The organism is Enterobacter mori LMG 25706, assembly GCF_000211415.1.
In the GTDB taxonomy this organism is placed as follows: domain Bacteria; phylum Pseudomonadota; class Gammaproteobacteria; order Enterobacterales; family Enterobacteriaceae; genus Enterobacter; species Enterobacter mori.
The window spans coordinates 367,606-384,850 of record NZ_GL890780.1 but is presented as its reverse complement, the minus strand read 5'-3'; the positions used below and the strand labels follow the sequence as shown (position 1 = coordinate 384,850).

At 55.6% G+C, this 17,245-nt stretch carries 16 protein-coding genes, 1 other RNA gene and 1 pseudogene; 14 read left to right on the top strand and 4 right to left on the bottom strand.

Going from position 1 to position 17,245, the window contains the following annotated elements; all coding sequences use genetic code 11:
* Nucleotides 1-284: 284 nt before the first annotated feature.
* The 6 genes from epd (at nt 285) to ENTMO_RS0119995 (ending at nt 6,345) form a co-directional block, all read left to right on the top strand.
* Nucleotides 285-1,304, top strand: coding sequence for an erythrose-4-phosphate dehydrogenase (epd, locus tag ENTMO_RS0120020; RefSeq protein WP_010435383.1), 1,020 nt, complete (start codon nt 285-287; stop codon nt 1,302-1,304).
* Between the two features lie 49 nt (nt 1,305-1,353).
* The gene (gene pgk, locus ENTMO_RS0120015) at nt 1,354-2,517 is read left to right on the top strand and encodes a phosphoglycerate kinase (RefSeq protein WP_010435381.1); all 1,164 of its coding nucleotides are present in this window, start codon (nt 1,354-1,356) and stop codon (nt 2,515-2,517) included.
* 92 nt (nt 2,518-2,609) lie between these two features.
* On the top strand, nt 2,610-3,689 hold the full coding sequence (gene fbaA / locus ENTMO_RS0120010; RefSeq protein ID WP_010435379.1) for a class II fructose-bisphosphate aldolase: 1,080 nt from the start codon (nt 2,610-2,612) through the stop codon (nt 3,687-3,689).
* A gap of 186 nt (nt 3,690-3,875) precedes the next feature.
* Nucleotides 3,876-4,730: a small-conductance mechanosensitive channel MscS gene (locus ENTMO_RS0120005; RefSeq protein WP_010435377.1), complete on the top strand. Its 855-nt coding sequence runs from the start codon at nt 3,876-3,878 to the stop codon at nt 4,728-4,730.
* Nucleotides 4,731-4,875: 145 nt separating this feature from the next.
* On the top strand, nt 4,876-5,511 hold the full coding sequence (gene argO / locus ENTMO_RS0120000) for an arginine exporter ArgO (protein ID WP_010435375.1): 636 nt from the start codon (nt 4,876-4,878) through the stop codon (nt 5,509-5,511).
* A gap of 93 nt (nt 5,512-5,604) precedes the next feature.
* Nucleotides 5,605-6,345 carry an oxidative stress defense protein gene (locus ENTMO_RS0119995; RefSeq protein ID WP_010435374.1) on the top strand — a complete coding sequence of 247 codons (741 nt, stop codon included), beginning with the start codon at nt 5,605-5,607 and terminating at the stop codon, nt 6,343-6,345.
* A 48-nt stretch (nt 6,346-6,393) separates the two neighbouring features.
* Here ENTMO_RS0119995 and argP read toward each other — a convergent pair whose 3' ends face one another.
* The gene (argP, locus tag ENTMO_RS0119990; RefSeq protein WP_006178395.1) at nt 6,394-7,287 is read right to left on the bottom strand and encodes a DNA-binding transcriptional regulator ArgP; all 894 of its coding nucleotides are present in this window, start codon (nt 7,285-7,287) and stop codon (nt 6,394-6,396) included.
* Between the two features lie 127 nt (nt 7,288-7,414).
* Between argP and rpiA the strand changes: the two genes are divergently transcribed.
* Together rpiA and serA are read left to right on the top strand one after the other, a co-directional pair.
* Nucleotides 7,415-8,074 carry a ribose-5-phosphate isomerase RpiA gene (gene rpiA, locus ENTMO_RS0119985; protein WP_010435366.1) on the top strand — a complete coding sequence of 220 codons (660 nt, stop codon included), beginning with the start codon at nt 7,415-7,417 and terminating at the stop codon, nt 8,072-8,074.
* Nucleotides 8,075-8,340: 266 nt separating this feature from the next.
* Nucleotides 8,341-9,573: a phosphoglycerate dehydrogenase gene (gene serA, locus ENTMO_RS0119980; protein WP_010435363.1), complete on the top strand. Its 1,233-nt coding sequence runs from the start codon at nt 8,341-8,343 to the stop codon at nt 9,571-9,573.
* Between the two features lie 95 nt (nt 9,574-9,668).
* Here the strand turns inward: serA and ENTMO_RS0119975 are convergent, their stop codons facing one another.
* From ENTMO_RS0119975 to zapA, 3 genes are all read right to left on the bottom strand, one after another.
* On the bottom strand, nt 9,669-10,265 hold the full coding sequence (locus ENTMO_RS0119975; RefSeq protein WP_010435361.1) for a 5-formyltetrahydrofolate cyclo-ligase: 597 nt from the start codon (nt 10,263-10,265) through the stop codon (nt 9,669-9,671).
* A gap of 24 nt (nt 10,266-10,289) precedes the next feature.
* A non-coding RNA gene (ssrS, locus tag ENTMO_RS25500) (6S RNA) lies at nt 10,290-10,473 on the bottom strand.
* Between the two features lie 41 nt (nt 10,474-10,514).
* The gene (gene zapA, locus ENTMO_RS0119970) at nt 10,515-10,844 is read right to left on the bottom strand and encodes a cell division protein ZapA (protein WP_006811891.1); all 330 of its coding nucleotides are present in this window, start codon (nt 10,842-10,844) and stop codon (nt 10,515-10,517) included.
* A 167-nt stretch (nt 10,845-11,011) separates the two neighbouring features.
* On the opposite strand from zapA, the gene ENTMO_RS0119965 reads away from it, so the two are divergent.
* The 6 genes and pseudogenes from ENTMO_RS0119965 to gcvH all read left to right on the top strand — a co-directional run bounded on the left by ENTMO_RS0119965 (nt 11,012) and on the right by gcvH (nt 17,230).
* Nucleotides 11,012-11,590: a YecA/YgfB family protein gene (locus ENTMO_RS0119965; protein WP_010435353.1), complete on the top strand. Its 579-nt coding sequence runs from the start codon at nt 11,012-11,014 to the stop codon at nt 11,588-11,590.
* Nucleotides 11,591-11,621: 31 nt separating this feature from the next.
* Entirely contained in the window at nt 11,622-12,935 is a 1,314-nt protein-coding gene (pepP, locus tag ENTMO_RS0119960) for a Xaa-Pro aminopeptidase (protein ID WP_029485191.1), read from the top strand.
* Nucleotides 12,932-14,110, top strand: a complete 1,179-nt coding sequence (gene ubiH / locus ENTMO_RS0119955) for a 2-octaprenyl-6-methoxyphenyl hydroxylase (RefSeq protein WP_010435347.1) — start codon at nt 12,932-12,934, stop codon at nt 14,108-14,110. Before pepP ends, ubiH begins: the two co-directional genes overlap by 4 nt.
* 12 nt (nt 14,111-14,122) lie before the next feature.
* Nucleotides 14,123-15,322: pseudogene (ubiI, locus tag ENTMO_RS0119950) on the top strand (FAD-dependent 2-octaprenylphenol hydroxylase); the annotation flags it as partial.
* A 400-nt stretch (nt 15,323-15,722) separates the two neighbouring features.
* The gene (gene gcvT, locus ENTMO_RS0119945) at nt 15,723-16,817 is read left to right on the top strand and encodes a glycine cleavage system aminomethyltransferase GcvT (RefSeq protein WP_010435344.1); all 1,095 of its coding nucleotides are present in this window, start codon (nt 15,723-15,725) and stop codon (nt 16,815-16,817) included.
* Between the two features lie 23 nt (nt 16,818-16,840).
* Entirely contained in the window at nt 16,841-17,230 is a 390-nt protein-coding gene (gcvH, locus tag ENTMO_RS0119940; RefSeq protein WP_008499718.1) for a glycine cleavage system protein GcvH, read from the top strand.
* Nucleotides 17,231-17,245 lie beyond the last annotated feature (15 nt).

The following is a 17,245-nucleotide window of genomic DNA, read 5'->3' as shown; positions in this document are numbered from 1 at the left end:
TGCAAACACTAAAAACGGTAACCTCTCGGTTACCGTTTTGCTTTTATCTCGTCGTTAATTATTCCATCAAAAATGTGATGCAAGTCATATAGCCCGCTTATTCATCTGGACAGAGATTCCTTTTATTCCCCAATTCGCTTATTCTTGCTGAAGCGTTTCAGTCGATTAAATGTTCGACAATTGACCAATCAATCGCAGTTTGTGACAGCAAGGATTCCCCTTCGGGCGTCGCTGGATTACTCTTTCAGCCACCTCAAACCCAGGGATAGCTTTGCAGGAGATCTATGACCGTACGCGTAGCGATTAATGGCTTCGGTCGCATCGGGCGCAACGTGGTTCGTGCTTTATATGAATCCGGGCGTCGTGCGGAAATAACCGTGGTAGCAATCAACGAACTGGCGGATGCTGCGGGCATGGCGCATTTGTTGAAATATGACACCAGCCACGGACGCTTTGCCTGGGATGTTCGCCAGGAAAGAGATCAGCTGTTTGTCGGCGACGATGCCATCCGCGTACTGCATGAGAGCAGCATCGCCGGGCTACCGTGGCGTGAACTGGGTGTGGATATCGTGCTTGACTGTACCGGCGTTTACGGCAGCCGCGAACATGGCGAAGCACATCTGGCCGCAGGCGCAAAAAAAGTCCTGTTTTCTCACCCCGGCAGTAACGACCTCGACGCGACCGTCGTGTTTGGCGTTAACCAGCATGAGCTGCAGGCCGAACACCGCATTGTTTCCAACGCCTCCTGTACCACCAACTGCATTATTCCGGTCATCAAACTGTTAGACGATGCGTATGGCATTGAATCCGGCACCGTGACCACGATTCACTCCGCCATGCACGATCAGCAGGTTATCGACGCCTACCATCCGGATTTACGACGCACTCGCGCAGCGAGCCAGTCAATCATCCCGGTGGATACGAAACTGGCGGCAGGGATCACCCGAATTTTCCCGCAGTTTAACGACCGTTTCGAAGCGATTGCCGTGCGCGTTCCGACGATTAACGTGACCGCAATCGACCTCAGTGTGACGGTGAAAAAACCGGTAAAAGCCTGTGAAGTCAACCTGTTGCTGCAAAAAGCGGCACAGGGTGCATTTCATGGTATAGTTGACTATACGGAATTACCGTTGGTCTCAGTAGATTTTAACCACGACCCGCACAGCGCTATCGTCGATGGCACACAAACGCGCGTCAGTGGGGCACACCTTATCAAGACGCTGGTCTGGTGTGATAACGAATGGGGCTTTGCTAACCGAATGCTCGACACCACGTTAGCAATGGCCGCTCAAGGTTTCAGGTAAGACGCATCGTGCGTCTGGAAAACTTTAAGAATCAACGAGAGGATTCACCATGTCTGTAATTAAGATGACCGATCTGGATCTGGCTGGTAAACGCGTTTTCATCCGTGCCGATCTGAACGTACCGGTTAAAGATGGCAAAGTGACCAGCGACGCGCGTATCCGTGCATCTCTGCCAACCATCGAACTGGCTCTGAAGCAGGGCGCTAAAGTGATGGTCACTTCCCACCTGGGTCGTCCAACTGAAGGCGAGTACAACGAAGAGTTCTCTCTGCTGCCGGTTGTTAATTACCTGAAAGACAAACTGTCCAGCCCGGTTCGCCTGGTGAAAGATTACCTGGACGGCGTTGAAGTGGCTGCCGGTGAACTGGTTGTTCTGGAAAACGTTCGCTTCAACAAAGGCGAAAAGAAAGACGACGAAGCACTGTCTAAAAAATATGCTGCACTGTGCGACGTATTTGTCATGGATGCCTTCGGTACGGCTCACCGCGCGCAGGCGTCAACCCACGGTATCGGTAAATTCGCGGACGTAGCCTGTGCCGGTCCTCTGCTGGCTGATGAACTGGAAGCGCTGGGTAAAGCACTGAAAGAACCGGCTCGTCCAATGGTGGCTATCGTTGGTGGTTCTAAAGTTTCTACCAAACTGACCGTTCTGGATTCCCTGTCTAAAATCGCTGACCAGCTGATCGTTGGCGGTGGTATCGCGAACACCTTCGTTGCCGCTCAGGGCCACAACGTGGGTAAATCCCTGTACGAAGCAGACCTGGTTGACGAAGCCAAACGCCTGCTGACCACCTGTGACATCCCGGTTCCAACTGACGTTCGCGTAGCGACCGAGTTCTCCGAAACCGCAACCGCGACCCTGAAATCTGTAAATGACATCAAAGATGAAGAGCAGATTCTGGACCTGGGCGACGTTTCTGCACAGAAACTGGCTGAAATCCTGAAAAACGCAAAAACTATCCTGTGGAACGGTCCTGTTGGCGTGTTCGAATTCCCGAACTTCCGCAAAGGTACGGAGATCGTTGCTAACGCAATCGCAGACAGCGAAGCGTTCTCTATCGCAGGCGGTGGTGACACCCTGGCAGCAATCGACCTGTTCGGTATCGCTGACAAGATCTCCTACATCTCCACTGGTGGCGGCGCATTCCTCGAATTCGTGGAAGGCAAAGTACTGCCAGCAGTAGCAATGCTCGAAGAGCGCGCTAAGAAGTAAGCCATTCAAGGGCAGGGAAACCTGCCCAATTTTCAGCGCGCTTATAAGAGCACGCACCTTTTCTAACGGCCGAAGATACAGGACTAAGCAACATGTCTAAAATTTTTGATTTCGTAAAACCTGGCGTTATCACTGGTGATGACGTACAGAAAGTGTTCCAGGTAGCTAAAGAAAACAACTTCGCTCTGCCAGCAGTTAACTGCGTGGGTACCGACTCCATCAACGCCGTACTGGAAACTGCAGCCAAAGTTAAAGCTCCAGTTATCGTTCAGTTCTCTAACGGTGGCGCAGCGTTCATCGCAGGTAAAGGCGTGAAAACTGATGTTCCTCAGGGTGCTGCAATCCTGGGTGCTATTTCTGGTGCGCACCACGTACACCAGATGGCTGAACACTACGGTGTTCCAGTTATCCTGCACACTGACCACTGCGCGAAGAAACTGCTGCCGTGGATCGACGGTCTGCTGGACGCGGGTGAAAAACACTTCGCGGCAACCGGTAAGCCACTGTTCTCTTCTCACATGATTGACCTGTCTGAAGAGTCACTGCACGAAAACATCGAAATCTGCTCCAAATACCTGGCGCGTATGTCCAAAATGGACATGACTCTGGAAATCGAACTGGGTTGCACTGGTGGTGAAGAAGACGGCGTGGACAACAGCCACATGGACGCTTCTGCACTGTACACCCAGCCAGAAGACGTTGATTACGCTTACACCGAGCTGAGCAAAATCAGCCCACGCTTCACCATTGCAGCGTCCTTCGGTAACGTACACGGCGTTTACAAACCAGGTAACGTGGTTCTGACCCCAACCATCCTGCGTGATTCTCAGGAATACGTTTCCAAGAAACACAACCTGCCGCACAACAGCCTGAACTTCGTCTTCCACGGCGGTTCCGGTTCTTCTGCTCAGGAAATCAAAGACTCCGTAAGCTACGGCGTAGTGAAAATGAACATCGATACCGACACCCAGTGGGCAACATGGGACGGTATCCTGCAGTACTACAAAACCAACGAAGCTTACCTGCAGGGTCAGCTGGGCAACCCGAAAGGCGAAGACCAGCCGAACAAGAAATACTACGATCCACGCGTATGGCTGCGCGCTGCACAGACGTCCATGGTGACCCGTCTGGAGCAGGCATTCAAAGAACTGAACGCGATCGACGTTCTGTAATTTGAGCTGCTAACAGCATCAGAAGGCCCGCAAATGCGGGCCTTTTTTTTCGCGTTTTCAACATGCTGCAACATCTGCTTTTGTGATCTGTTTGGCAATATTTGCGCTTTTTGTTTACCCTTTACTGACCTGCCTGTCTCCATGGGGGATGGATTTTGTGTTTTGGTTTAACAAAAGGAAGAATAAATGGAACAACTCGATGTTGTAGACAGCATCAATCACGCCGGTAACTGGCTGGTGCGCAACCAGGCACTGCTGCTGAGCTATGCCGTGAACATCGTCGCGGCGATTGCCATCATCATCGTCGGGATGATCGTGGCGCGTATCGTATCGAACGCGGTCAACCGCGTGATGCTGGCCCGTCACATTGACGCCACGGTGGCTGATTTCCTCTCCGCACTGGTGCGTTATGGCATCATCGCCTTTACGCTGATTGCGGCGCTGGGTCGCGTGGGTGTGCAGACGGCATCCGTCATCGCCGTGCTCGGTGCGGCTGGTCTGGCTATTGGTCTGGCGCTGCAGGGCTCACTTTCAAACCTGGCGGCAGGCGTTCTGCTGGTCACCTTCCGTCCGTTCCGCTCGGGTGAATACGTTGATCTTGGCGGTATTGCCGGAACCGTGCTGCAAGTGCAGATTTTCTCAACCACCCTGCGTACCGTCGATGGCCGTATCGTGGTGGTACCGAACGGGAAAATCATCGCGGGCAACATCATTAACTTCTCCCGTGAACCGGTGCGTCGTAATGAGCTGATTATCAGCGTGGCCTATGACTCCGACATCGATCAGGTAAAATCGCTGATTAGCAATATCATTGCTTCAGACGATCGCATTCTGAAAGATAAAGAGCAGACGGTTCGCCTCAACGAGCTGGGCGCGTCATCCATTAACTTCGTGGTGCGTATCTGGAGCAAAAGCAGCGATCTGCAAAACGTCTACTGGGACGTGCTGGAGCGCATTAAGCGCGAGTTTGACGCCAACGGCATCAGCTTCCCGTACCCGCAGATGGACGTAAACGTCAAAAAAGTAAAAGAAGCCGAATAACGTCTCCCGTAGGCCCGGGAAGCGTTAGCGCCACCGGGCTTTTATTTTATTAGCCATGCTAATACCCAATTAATATTATCAATTTCCTCTAATGGTATTCTCACAGTATAGTCTGCTCCAAAGACAATTCTGAGAGATTTACGTCATGTTATTCTATTACTTTCAAGGCCTTGCATTAGGTGCTGCCATGATCCTCCCTCTCGGTCCACAAAATGCGTTCGTGATGAACCAGGGCATCCGCCGCCAGTATCATCTGATGATCGCGTTGCTGTGTGCTGTCAGTGACTTGCTGCTGATTTGCGCCGGGATTTTTGGTGGCAGCGCGCTATTGATGCAGTCTCCATGGCTGCTGGCGCTGGTGACCTGGGGCGGCGTGGCATTCCTGCTGTGGTACGGATTCGGTGCGCTGAAAACGGCGATGAGCAGCAACCTTGAGCTGGCGAGCGCCGAAGTGATGAAGCAGGGCCGCTGGAAAATTATCGTCACCATGCTGGCGGTGACCTGGCTCAATCCGCATGTTTATCTGGATACTTTCGTGGTGTTGGGTAGCCTGGGTGGACAACTGGACGTTGAGCCGAAGCGCTGGTTTGCGCTCGGTACGGTCAGCGCCTCCTTCCTCTGGTTCTTCGGCCTCGCCATTCTGGCGGCATGGCTGGCCCCGCGTTTGCGTACCGCTAAAGCTCAGCGCATCATCAATACGCTGGTCGGTCTGGTGATGTGGTTTATTGCTTTCCAGCTGGCAAAAGAGGGCATCCATCATGTTCAGGGATTGTTCAACTAAGCGTTTGTCTTATGGACATCTGAACAAGACCCGCTAAGCTTGCTGGCATGCGCCCTGATGTGGGGGCACTCTTCGCAACATGGAGGAATGACAGTGAAGTTTAAAGTGATGGCCCTGGCGGCATTAGTGAGTTTAGGTGCGGTGTCGGTGCAGGCAAATGAATTGCCAAATGGCCCGCACATCGTCACTTCAGGCACCGCAGGCGTGGACGCGGTACCGGATGTTGCAACCCTGGCAATGGAAGTGAACGTGGCCGCGAAAGATGCCGCCTCCGCTAAAAAGCAGGCTGACGATCGTGTTGCGCAATATCTCTCTTTCCTCGAGCAGAATGGCGTAGGTAAAAAAGATATTAGTTCCGCTAACCTGCGTACCCAACCTGATTACGACTACCAGAACGGGAAAAGCATTCTCAAAGGCTACCGTGCCGTACGTACCGTGGAAGTGACCGTGCGTCAGCTTGATAAGCTGAACTCGCTGCTTGATGGCGCGTTAAAAGCGGGGCTGAATGAAATTCGTTCCGTCTCGCTGGGCGTTGCGCAACCGGAGAAATACAAGGACGAAGCGCGTAAAGCCGCGATTGATGATGCAATCCATCAGGCGGAGCAGCTGGCTTCTGGCTTTAAGAGCAAGCTCGGCCCGGTTTACAGCGTGCGTTACCACGTCTCTAACTACCAGCCAAGCCCGATGGTACGCATGATGAAGGCTGATGCTGCACCGGTTTCTGCTCAGGAAACCTATGAGCAGCCAACCATTCAGTTCGACGATCAGGTGGATGTGGTGTTCCAGCTGGAGCCAACTCAAACTCAGCAAACTGAGGCGGCTAAGGCGCAGTAATTTGCCCTCACCCTAACCCTCTCCCACAGGGAGAGGGAATTCAAGCGATTAGTCCTGTCTCAACACCTTATGCCCGAACGCCAGCAGCGCGTCGGTGACGTTGCGCATCATACGGCTTTCCGGCGCAAAGCGGTGCCAGTAGAGCATCCGGCGCTGATACAGCCCCGGTGTCAGGTCAATCAGCTCACCGCTTTTCAACTCTCTCTCAATCTGCAGGTGCGGGATCATGCAGCAGGTGGTGCCCTGACGCGCAAGCTGCACAAAGGCTTCGGACGAGTTCACGATATGGCACGGCACGCTGCCCGGCGGGAGGTCGAAGTTTTGCTGCAGGAACGCCTGGTGCATATCATCCAGATGGTCGAACGCCACGGCAGGGGCTTTCAGCAGCGCGGCGCGGGTGACGCCATTCGGGAAATAGCGCTCGGCAAAGGCTTTTGAGCCAACAAACAGGTAGTCCAGCGCACCTAGCTGATCGACAAGACAGCTTGGCAGTGCCTGAGGCTGGATACTGACCGCTCCAACCACTTCACCACGACGCAGGCGCTCCTGTGTACGGGTTTCATCTTCTACCTGTAAATTCAGTCGAATAGGGGAGTCGGCCAGGACTGGCGCAAGGGCAGGCAGCAGCCAGGTTGCCAGACTGTCGGCGTTCACCGCCAGCGACAGCAGCAGCGGCGTGGAACCCGTTTGTTCATCACCCAGCCACTCATCTTCCAGCAGTTCAACCTGACGCAGCAGCGCGAGGAGCTTTTGCCCTTGCTCCGTTGGACGCGGCGGAACGGTACGCACCAGCAGGGGTTGCCCGAACATGTTTTCAAGCTGTTTGATACGCTGTGATACGGCGGACTGGGTAATGCACAACTTCTGCGCCGCGCGCTCAAAACCGCGTTCACGAATAACCGCATCAAGTGCCTGTAGTGTTCTGTAGTCCGGACGTTTCATTGCTCTGGCTTACTCCTTAATTTTGCTTAATCTGCACTATGACACAATTTTCCCTTCGTGGCAGACGAAATCCATCCGACGTGTTCTATAATGCGCCCTGAGTTTTCACACCACAGGCAAAACGATCATGACGCAGGATGAACTGAAAAAAGCAGTAGGATGGGCCGCTCTCCAGTACGTACAGCCGGGTACCATTGTCGGTGTTGGTACGGGGTCAACGGCGGCACACTTTATCGATGCCCTGGGCACGATGAAGGGGCAGATCGAGGGCGCGGTTTCCAGCTCCGATGCTTCCACGGAAAAGCTGAAAAGCCTCGGCATTACCGTTTTCGATCTCAACGAAGTGGATCGTCTGGGCATTTACGTTGATGGCGCGGATGAGATCAACGGCCATATGCAGATGATCAAGGGCGGTGGCGCGGCGCTGACGCGTGAAAAGATCATCGCTTCTGTAGCGGACAAGTTCATCTGTATCGCGGACGCCTCCAAGCAGGTCGACATCCTGGGGAACTTCCCGCTGCCGGTCGAAGTGATCCCGATGGCCCGTAGCGCAGTTGCCCGTCAGTTGGTGAAGCTGGGCGGTCGTCCGGAATATCGTCAGGGCGTAGTCACCGATAACGGTAACGTGATCCTCGACGTTCACGGTCTGGAAATCCTCGACGCAGTAGCACTGGAAAATGCCATCAACGCTATCCCTGGCGTAGTGACCGTAGGGTTATTTGCCAACCGTGGCGCGGATGTGGCGCTGATCGGCACGGCTGACGGCGTGAAAACCATCGTAAAATGATCTGACGGGGGGAGTCCTCCCCCCGCTAAAAAATTTTTGAAAAGCTAAATTCGGTGACTTGTATCACGTTTTTGAACCTCTTTTGCCGATCCTGCCACGTTTGTAAATTTCCATAGCATTTTCCTCTGACATTTTATCCTAGATGACTTTTCTTCAGAGTGCCGACGCAAACGTTCATATTGCTGCAATAGTTTTTTTTGATATGTTGGCTACAGCGGATTCATATCCAGCACAACATCAGTTCAGACAAAAACAGGGTCGGGTAAATGGCAAAGGTATCACTGGAGAAAGACAAGATTAAATTCCTGCTGGTCGAGGGCGTGCATCAAAAAGCAATCGATAGCCTTCGTGCGGCAGGTTACACCAACATCGAATTTCACAAAGGCGCGCTCGATACCGAAGAGCTGAAAGCGTCCATCCGTGATGCCCACTTCATTGGCCTGCGATCCCGTACTCATCTGACTGAAGACGTCATTGCCGCGGCGGAAAAGCTGGTGGCTATCGGCTGCTTCTGCATCGGTACCAACCAGGTTGACCTGAATGCTGCCGCCAAACGCGGTATTCCAGTATTTAACGCCCCGTTCTCCAACACCCGTTCCGTGGCGGAGCTGGTGATTGGCGAACTGCTGCTGCTGCTCCGCGGCATTCCGGAAGCGAACGCCAAGGCGCACCGCGGCGTGTGGAACAAACTGGCGTCCGGCTCTTTCGAAGCGCGTGGTAAAAAGTTGGGGATTATCGGCTATGGCCACATTGGTACGCAGCTCGGTATTCTGGCGGAATCCCTGGGTATGCACGTGTTCTTCTACGATATCGAAAGCAAGCTGCCGCTGGGAAATGCGACCCAGGTTCAACATCTGTCTGACCTGCTGAACATGAGCGACGTGGTAAGCCTGCACGTGCCGGAAAATGCCTCCACCAAGAACATGATGGGCGCGGAAGAGCTGGCGCTGATGAAACCGGGCTCACTGCTGATCAACGCCGCGCGCGGCACGGTTGTTGATATCCCGGCACTGGCGGATGCGCTGAAGCGTAAGCATCTGGCGGGCGCGGCCATCGACGTGTTCCCGACGGAGCCCGCCACCAACAGCGATCCGTTCACCTCTCCGCTGTGCGAGTTCGACAACGTTATTCTGACGCCACACATCGGCGGTTCGACTCAGGAAGCGCAGGAGAATATCGGTCTGGAAGTAGCAGGTAAGCTGAGCAAATACTCCGACAACGGTTCTACGCTCTCTGCCGTGAACTTCCCGGAAGTGTCTCTGCCGCTGCACGGCGGTCGTCGTCTGCTGCACATCCACGAAAACCGTCCAGGCGTGCTGACCGCCATCAACCAGATCTTTGCCGAGCAGGGCGTTAACATTGCCGCGCAGTATCTGCAGACCAACTCGCAGATGGGCTATGTGGTTATTGATATCGAAGCGGATGACGATGTGGCCGAGAAAGCGCTGCAGAGCATGAAGGCGATTCAGGGGACGATTCGCGCGCGTCTGCTGTACTAATTGGCGGTTTGTGGTGTCGGGTGGCGGCTGCGCCTTACCCGACCTACGTTGAGGTTATGCAGGCCGGGTAAGCGTAAGCGCCACCCGGCTTTATTCTACCAGGTCCAGGTTTTACTGGGTGTTATCACCGCCGGCAGCGGCACATCCCATTTCTCCACCGGCAACGCCTCCACGCCCTGACAATCATGCGCGTAACCCACCGGCTGTAGCCCGTACTGCTGCCAGTTTTGCAGCGTCCTGTCATAAAAACCGCCGCCCATCCCTAAACGCTGGCCCTGTTCATCAAACGCCACCAGCGGCGCGATCAGCACGTCCAGCTCAGAGAGCGGCAGCACGTCGCGGACGTCGAGTTTCGGCTCGGTGATTTTCAGGCGATTCACCACCAGCTCGCTGTGCGGGTGGTAGTGCAGAAACAGCAGATTACCGTCGCTAAACGGATGCAGCACCGGCAGATACACCTTCTTCCCGGCGCGCCAGAGCTGTTCTATCAGCGGCTGGGTATCCAGCTCTCCGTCAAATGACAGAAACAGCGCAACGGTGTGCGCCATCACGACAGGGGGGTACGCCATCATACGGGCGGCGGCCTGCTGGGCAAAATGCGCTTGCTGATCGGGGGTTAACGCACGGCGTCGCTGACGAATTAACTGACGGATATCCTGGCGTGAAGCAGAAACTTCAGGGAATTGAGTCATGGTAGTCGGTAGAAGAAAAGAGAGGGAATCTCCGAGATGCCGCCGCAGGCTGTAACCCTTGAACCCTTGGTTCAAGGTGAATGTGTCGTCATAGTTTTAAGGCTTCTCGGACGGACCGAGCATGCTCACCAACCATGGAGCGCCACATTCTTGTGGTATGAAATATCGGCTCAGGGGACTGGCCCGCTTGCGAACATCTCAGAGAAATTTTGTCTTCACAGTTACTCTACCATAGTCAACTGAGAAGTGTTATTCAAACTTTGGTCCCGGTCTTTCGGGATTGCGACCTTGATCAAGCAATGCCTGTTCTATGGTCTGCTGGAGCATTTTAATGCGCTGCTCCATGCTTGCCGCGTAGTCGCGGGTCTTCGCTTTTTCCTGAGTCAGTTCATAGCTGATGTTCAACGCGGCGATGAAAACCAGCTGCTCAGTATTTGTGACTCTAGTGCGTTCTTTTAGATCTTGCAACCGCTGATTCAAATCGTCCGCAGCCTGATTCAAAGCATCCCTTTGTTCAGGTGGACAATTCACTCGCAGTGAACGGCCAAAAATCTGGAGATCGACGGGTTGTGCAGACATGCCACCTTCCTGCTGATTGACTGCGCTGCCTTCGCTTACTGCCCCGGGGGCTGCGAAGGGGCGACACTATAGCTACCCTGATGTGAAGATACAAGCCCTGTTCTGGTATCACCAGGGTCCAAAGTGGTAGCATATCATGAATATCCCCCCAATGATGACGAATGCGCATGTCTATACAGAACGAAATGCCTGGTTACAAGGATTTAAACCAGTTACTGAACCAGCAGGGAGTGGGTTTAACCCCTGCCGAAATGCACGGTCTGATCAGTGGCATGCTGTGCGGCGGAAACAGCGACAGCTCCTGGCAGCCGCTGATCCACGACCTCACGAACGAAGGGCTGGCGTTTGGTCACGAACTGGCAGAAGCGCTGCGTAAAATGCACGCGACGACCAGTGATTCGCTGGAAGACGATGGCTTCCTTTTTCAGCTTTTTCTGCCTGATGGGGACGACGTCAGCGTCTTCGATCGCGCGGATGCGCTCGCGGGTTGGGTAAACCATTATCTGCTGGGCCTGGGCGTGTCTCAGCCGAAGCTCGATAAAGTGACCGGCGAAGCGGGTGAAGCGATCGACGATCTGCGTAATATTGCACAGCTCGGCTACGATGAGGACGAAGACCAGGAAGAGCTGGAAATGTCCCTCGAAGAGATCATCGAATACGTGCGCGTGGCGGCGCTGCTGTGCCACGACACCTTTACGCGTTCACAGCCGACCGCGCCGGAAGTCCGCAAGCCAACCTTACATTAAGAAAAATAACGCACAGGAGGGTGTCATGGTTATCTCGAATCAAGAGTATTTGCGCCGTCGTCAGGCGCTGTTAGCCAGCATGCAACCGGGAAGCGCTGCCCTGATTTTTGCCGCGCCCGAAGTGACGCGCAGTGCCGACAGCGAATACCCCTATCGCCAGAACAGCGATTTTTGGTACTTCACCGGGTTTAACGAGCCGGAAGCGGTACTGGTGCTGATCAAGAGCAATGACACCCACAACCACAGCGTGATTTTCAACCGCGTGCGCGATCTGACGGCCGAAATATGGTTTGGCCGCCGCTTAGGGCAAGAGGCCGCCCCGGCGAAGCTGGGCGTTGACCGCGCGCTGGCCTTTAGCGAAATCAACCAGCAGCTTTACCAACTGCTCAACGGTCTGGACGTGCTGTATCACGCCCAGGGCGAATATGCGTATGCGGATGAGATTGTCTTCACCGCGCTGGATAAGCTGCGTAAAGGTTCGCGGCAGAACCTGTCAGCCCCCGCCACGCTCACAGACTGGCGCCCGGTCGTGCATGAGATGCGTCTGTTTAAGTCTGAGGAAGAGCTCAACGTACTGCGCCGCGCGGGCGAAATCAGCGCCCTGGCGCACACTCGCGCCATGGAAAAGTGCCGTCCCGGCATGTTCGAATACCAGCTTGAGGGCGAAATTCACCACGAATTTAACCGCCACGGCGCGCGCTTCCCGTCCTACAACACCATCGTTGGCGGCGGGGAAAACGGCTGCATTCTGCACTACACCGAAAACGAAAGTGCGCTGCGCGACGGCGATCTGGTGCTGATTGACGCCGGGTGTGAGTATCTGGGCTACGCAGGCGACATCACCCGAACCTTCCCGGTGAACGGTAAATTCTCGCCTGCTCAGCGCGAAATTTACGACATCGTGCTCGAATCCCTGGAAACGGCGCTCAGGTTATATCGTCCGGGAACCTCCATTCAGGATGTCACCGGTGAAGTGGTGCGGATCATGATTACGGGTCTGGTGAAACTCGGCATTCTGAAGGGCGACGTCGACACGCTGATTACCGAGAATGCCCATCGTCCGTACTTTATGCACGGCCTGAGCCACTGGCTGGGTCTGGATGTGCATGACGTGGGCGCATACGGTCCTGAACGTTCACGCGTGCTGGAGCCTGGCATGGTGTTAACCGTTGAGCCGGGTCTGTACATCGCGCCGGATGCTGACGTGCCGGAACAATACCGCGGGATCGGCATTCGCATCGAAGACGACATCGTGATCACCGAAAACGGCAATGAAAACCTGACCGCAACCGTCGTGAAGAACGCCGATGATATTGAGGCGCTGATGGCAGCGGCACGCGCATGAGCGTGATCATCGTGGGCGGCGGGATGACCGGCGCCACGCTGGCGTTAGCCATTTCGCATTTGACGAAGGGCCAGCTCCCGGTACATCTGGTTGAAGCCGTTGCGCCGCAGGCAAAGAATCATCCGGGTTTTGATTCCCGCGCTATTGCCCTGGCGCAGGGTACCTGCCAGCAGCTATCCCGCATTGGCATCTGGCAGGCGATCGCCGATTGCGCCACGGCAATTAACACCGTGCACGTGAGCGATCGCGGGCATGCCGGTTTTGTGACGCTGGATGCCCATGATTACCGTATCGACGCGCTGGGTCAGGTTGTTGAACTCCACGACGTTGGCCTGCGTCTGTTCCGTCTGTTACAGGATGCGCCTGGCGTCACGCTACACTGTCCGGCGCGCGTCGCCAGTTTTAGCCGCAGCGAAGACGCGGTGAGCGTAGCGCTCGATAATGGCACCGTTCTCGACGGTCAGCTTCTGGTGGCGGCGGACGGCTCGCGTTCGGCGCTCGGCACGCAGTGCGGCGTAGCGTGGCGGCAGCAGCCTTACGGGCAGGTCGCGGTCATTGCGAACGTCGCGACCGCAGCAGAGCACAACGGCCGGGCGTTTGAGCGCTTCACGCAGCACGGCCCGCTGGCGATGCTGCCGATGTCGGACGGGCGCTGTTCGCTTGTCTGGTGTCATCCGCAGGAAAAAGCTGAAGAGGTTCGGGCCTGGTCCGACGAACGTTTTTGTACCGAGCTGCAGAAAGCCTTCGGCTGGCGACTCGGGCGTATTACCCATGCGGGGAGACGTGCAGTCTATCCGCTGTCGTTAACCACCGCATCGCAGTCTGTATCTCACCGCGTGGCGCTGGTCGGCAACGCTGCGCAGACATTACATCCGATTGCCGGACAAGGATTTAACCTTGGGCTGCGTGATGTCATGAGCCTGGCGGAATCGCTGGCGATGGCATGGGGCGAGCAAAAAGATTGTGGCGCTTATTCGGTACTTAGCCATTACCAGAAGCGACGCCAGGCCGATAAAGAGGCGACAATCGGCGTTACCGATGGTTTAGTACATCTGTTTGCCAATCGCTGGGCACCGCTGGTTGCGGGTCGCAATCTCGGGCTGATGGCGATGGAACTGTTCATTCCGGCACGTGACGTGCTGGCGCAGCGGACCCTGGGTTGGGTCGCGCGTTAAGGAGTTATCACCGTGCAAAATGTTGATGTCGCCATTGTTGGCGGCGGTATGGTCGGGCTGGCGCTGGCCTGCGGTTTACAGGGCAGCGGCCTTCGCGTGGCCGTGCTGGAGCAAAAAGCGCCACAGCCCGTCGCGCAGGATGCCCCGCCGGAACTCCGCGTCTCGGCGATCAATGCCGCCAGCGAGAAATTGCTGACGCACCTTGGCGTCTGGGCAGATATTGTGGCGCAGCGCGCCAGCTGCTATCACGGCATGGAAGTGTGGGATAAAGACAGCTTTGGTCATATAGCCTTTGACGATGAAAGCATGGGTTATAGCCATCTGGGTCACATCATCGAAAACGCGGTGATCCACCACGCGCTGTGGCAGAAAGCGCAGCAGTGCAGCGACGTGACGCTGGTTGCGCCCGCGCAGATCCAGCAGGTGGCATGGGGTGAAAACGAGGCGTTTATCACCCTGCAAAGCGGCGACATGCTGACCGCGCGTCTGGTGGTCGGTGCCGACGGTGCGAACTCCTGGCTGCGCAACAAAGCCGATATCCCGCTGACCTTCTGGGACTACCGCCATCATGCGATGGTGGCAACGATCCGCACCGAAGAGCCGCACGGCGGCGTGGCGCGCCAGATTTTCCACAACGACGGCATTCTGGCGTTCCTGCCGCTGAGCGATCCGCACCTGTGCTCTATCGTCTGGTCACTGGTGCCGGAAAAAGCGCAGCTGATGCAGGAGGCGACGCCGGATGCTTTTAACCAGGCGCTGTGCATGGCGTTTGATAACCGCCTTGGCTTGTGCACGCTTGAAAGCGAGCGACAGGTGTTCCCGTTAACCGGCCGCTACGCGCGTCAGTTTGCGGCGCACCGTCTGGCGCTGGTGGGCGATGCGGCCCATACCATTCATCCGCTGGCCGGGCAGGGCGTTAATCTTGGCTTTATGGACGCGGCGGAGCTGGTAGAAGAACTGCGTCGCCTGCATCGCGAAGGGAAAGATATTGGTCAGCATCTCTACCTGCGTCGCTATGAGCGCAGCCGCAAGCACAGTGCGGCGATGATGCTGGCGGGGATGCAGGGCTTCCGCGAGCTGTTTGCCGGGGCGAATCCGGCGAAAAAACTGCTGCGCGATATCGGTCTTAAACTGGCCGATACGCTTCCTGGCGTCAAACCTCAACTTCTCCGTCAGGCGATGGGTCTTAACGATCTCCCTGACTGGCTGCGCGAGCTTAGATCCCCGTCACACTTTATTTTCCCGGCCGCTGCGCCGGGGAAATTCCCTCGTTTGAAATAATCTAATTCCACCTCATTTTTCGCATTAGATTAACTAATGTCGCTTTTTTTCCGGTGCGGAAATTCGGCCCGTTTTTCCACACGAAATATCACCATGTGCTAAATCTTGTTAGATTATTGCTAATTTTGTGCGGGGTTAATCGCATTTTTCCAGTGAATAACTCTGTAGGCTTTTCAGCGTTTTTTGGTCATAAGCTAATGTGATGGCCCGTTTTACCTTATGGTTAACCGCCGGTTTCGGTGGTAAGTTCAGGTAAAAGAGAACGTTTGCGTCGGCATTCGGGAACGAGGCCGATACCGGGTTTCACGGTGAATTTTTCAACGAGGACAAGATGGCTCAACAGACTCCTTTGTACGAACAACACGTGTTATGCGGCGCCCGCATGGTGGACTTCCACGGCTGGATGATGCCGCTGCACTACGGCTCGCAGATTGATGAGCACCACGCGGTGCGCACCGATGCCGGTATGTTCGACGTGTCACACATGACGATTGTCGATCTGCGCGGTAGCCGCACCCGGGAGTTCTTGCGTTATCTGCTGGCAAACGACGTCGCTAAACTGAAGACGCCGGGCAAAGCGCTCTACACCGGCATGCTGAATGCCTCGGGCGGCGTGATTGATGACCTTATCGTCTATTACTTCACTGAAGATTTCTTCCGCCTCGTTGTAAACTCCGCCACCCGCGAAAAAGACCTCTCCTGGATCACCCAACACGCCGAACCTTATGCCATCGATATCACCGTCCGTGACGATCTGTCGCTGATCGCCGTGCAGGGTCCTAACGCGCAGGCGAAAGCCGCGTCTCTGTTTACCGACGAGCAGCGCAAAGCAACCGAAGGCATGAAGCCGTTCTTCGGCGTGCAGGCGGGCGATCTGTTTATCGCCACCACCGGCTACACCGGTGAAGCGGGCTACGAAATTGCGATGCCAAACGAGAAGGCCGCTGATTTCTGGCGCGCGCTGGTGGAAGCGGGCGTGAAGCCTGCGGGTCTGGGCGCGCGCGATACGCTGCGTCTGGAAGCGGGGATGAACCTCTACGGTCAGGAGATGGACGAAAGCGTCTCTCCGCTGGCCGCCAATATGGGCTGGACCATCGCGTGGGAACCGGCTGACCGCGACTTTATTGGCCGTGAAGCGCTGGAGATGCAGCGCGAGAAGGGCACTGAACAGCTGGTTGGTCTGGTGATGACGGAAAAAGGCGTGCTGCGCGGCGAACTGCCGGTGCGCTTCACCGATGCCGACGGCAATCATCGCGAAGGCGTGATCACCAGCGGTACCTTCTCCCCGACGCTGGGCTACAGTATTGCACTGGCACGCGTGCCGGCGGGCATTGGCGAAACGGCGGTAGTGCAAATCCGCAACCGCGAAATGCCGGTCAACGTGACCAAACCGATTTTTGTTCGCGCCGGTAAGCCGGTCGCCTAATCATTTTTATCAGGAGAACTTCAATGAGCAATGTGCCAGCAGAACTGAAATACAGCAAAGAACATGAGTGGCTGCGCAAAGAGGCGGACGGCACTTACACCGTAGGGATCACCGAGCACGCGCAGGAGCTGCTGGGCGACATGGTGTTTGTTGACCTGCCTGATGTGGGCACGACCGTTAGCGCGGGCGACGACTGCGCCGTAGCGGAGTCCGTAAAAGCGGCTTCTGACATCTACGCTCCTGTGAGCGGTGAAATCGTTGCCGTTAACGACGCGCTGAGCGATTCGCCAGAGCTGGTGAACAGCGAGCCGTATGAAGGCGGCTGGATCTTCAAGATCAAAGCCAGCGACGAATCTCAGGTTGCCGCGCTGCTGGATGCGACCGCATACGAAGCACTGTTAGAAGACGAGTAATTGTTTATCCCCCTC

Excerpts from the sequence above, each read along its gene's own strand:
- epd (WP_010435383.1), top strand. The coding sequence starts at position 285 with ATGACCGTACGCGTAGCGATTAATGGCTTCGGTCGCATCGGGCGCAAC.
- pgk (WP_010435381.1), top strand. The coding sequence starts at position 1,354 with ATGTCTGTAATTAAGATGACCGATCTGGATCTGGCTGGTAAACGCGTT.
- fbaA (WP_010435379.1), top strand. The coding sequence starts at position 2,610 with ATGTCTAAAATTTTTGATTTCGTAAAACCTGGCGTTATCACTGGTGAT.
- ENTMO_RS0120005 (WP_010435377.1), top strand. The coding sequence starts at position 3,876 with ATGGAACAACTCGATGTTGTAGACAGCATCAATCACGCCGGTAACTGG.
- argO (WP_010435375.1), top strand. The coding sequence starts at position 4,876 with ATGTTATTCTATTACTTTCAAGGCCTTGCATTAGGTGCTGCCATGATC.
- argP (WP_006178395.1), bottom strand. The coding sequence starts at position 7,287 with ATGAAACGTCCGGACTACAGAACACTACAGGCACTTGATGCGGTTATT.
- rpiA (WP_010435366.1), top strand. The coding sequence starts at position 7,415 with ATGACGCAGGATGAACTGAAAAAAGCAGTAGGATGGGCCGCTCTCCAG.
- serA (WP_010435363.1), top strand. The coding sequence starts at position 8,341 with ATGGCAAAGGTATCACTGGAGAAAGACAAGATTAAATTCCTGCTGGTC.
- ENTMO_RS0119975 (WP_010435361.1), bottom strand. The coding sequence starts at position 10,265 with ATGACTCAATTCCCTGAAGTTTCTGCTTCACGCCAGGATATCCGTCAG.
- zapA (WP_006811891.1), bottom strand. The coding sequence starts at position 10,844 with ATGTCTGCACAACCCGTCGATCTCCAGATTTTTGGCCGTTCACTGCGA.
- ENTMO_RS0119965 (WP_010435353.1), top strand. The coding sequence starts at position 11,012 with ATGTCTATACAGAACGAAATGCCTGGTTACAAGGATTTAAACCAGTTA.
- ubiH (WP_010435347.1), top strand. The coding sequence starts at position 12,932 with ATGAGCGTGATCATCGTGGGCGGCGGGATGACCGGCGCCACGCTGGCG.
- gcvT (WP_010435344.1), top strand. The coding sequence starts at position 15,723 with ATGGCTCAACAGACTCCTTTGTACGAACAACACGTGTTATGCGGCGCC.
- gcvH (WP_008499718.1), top strand. The coding sequence starts at position 16,841 with ATGAGCAATGTGCCAGCAGAACTGAAATACAGCAAAGAACATGAGTGG.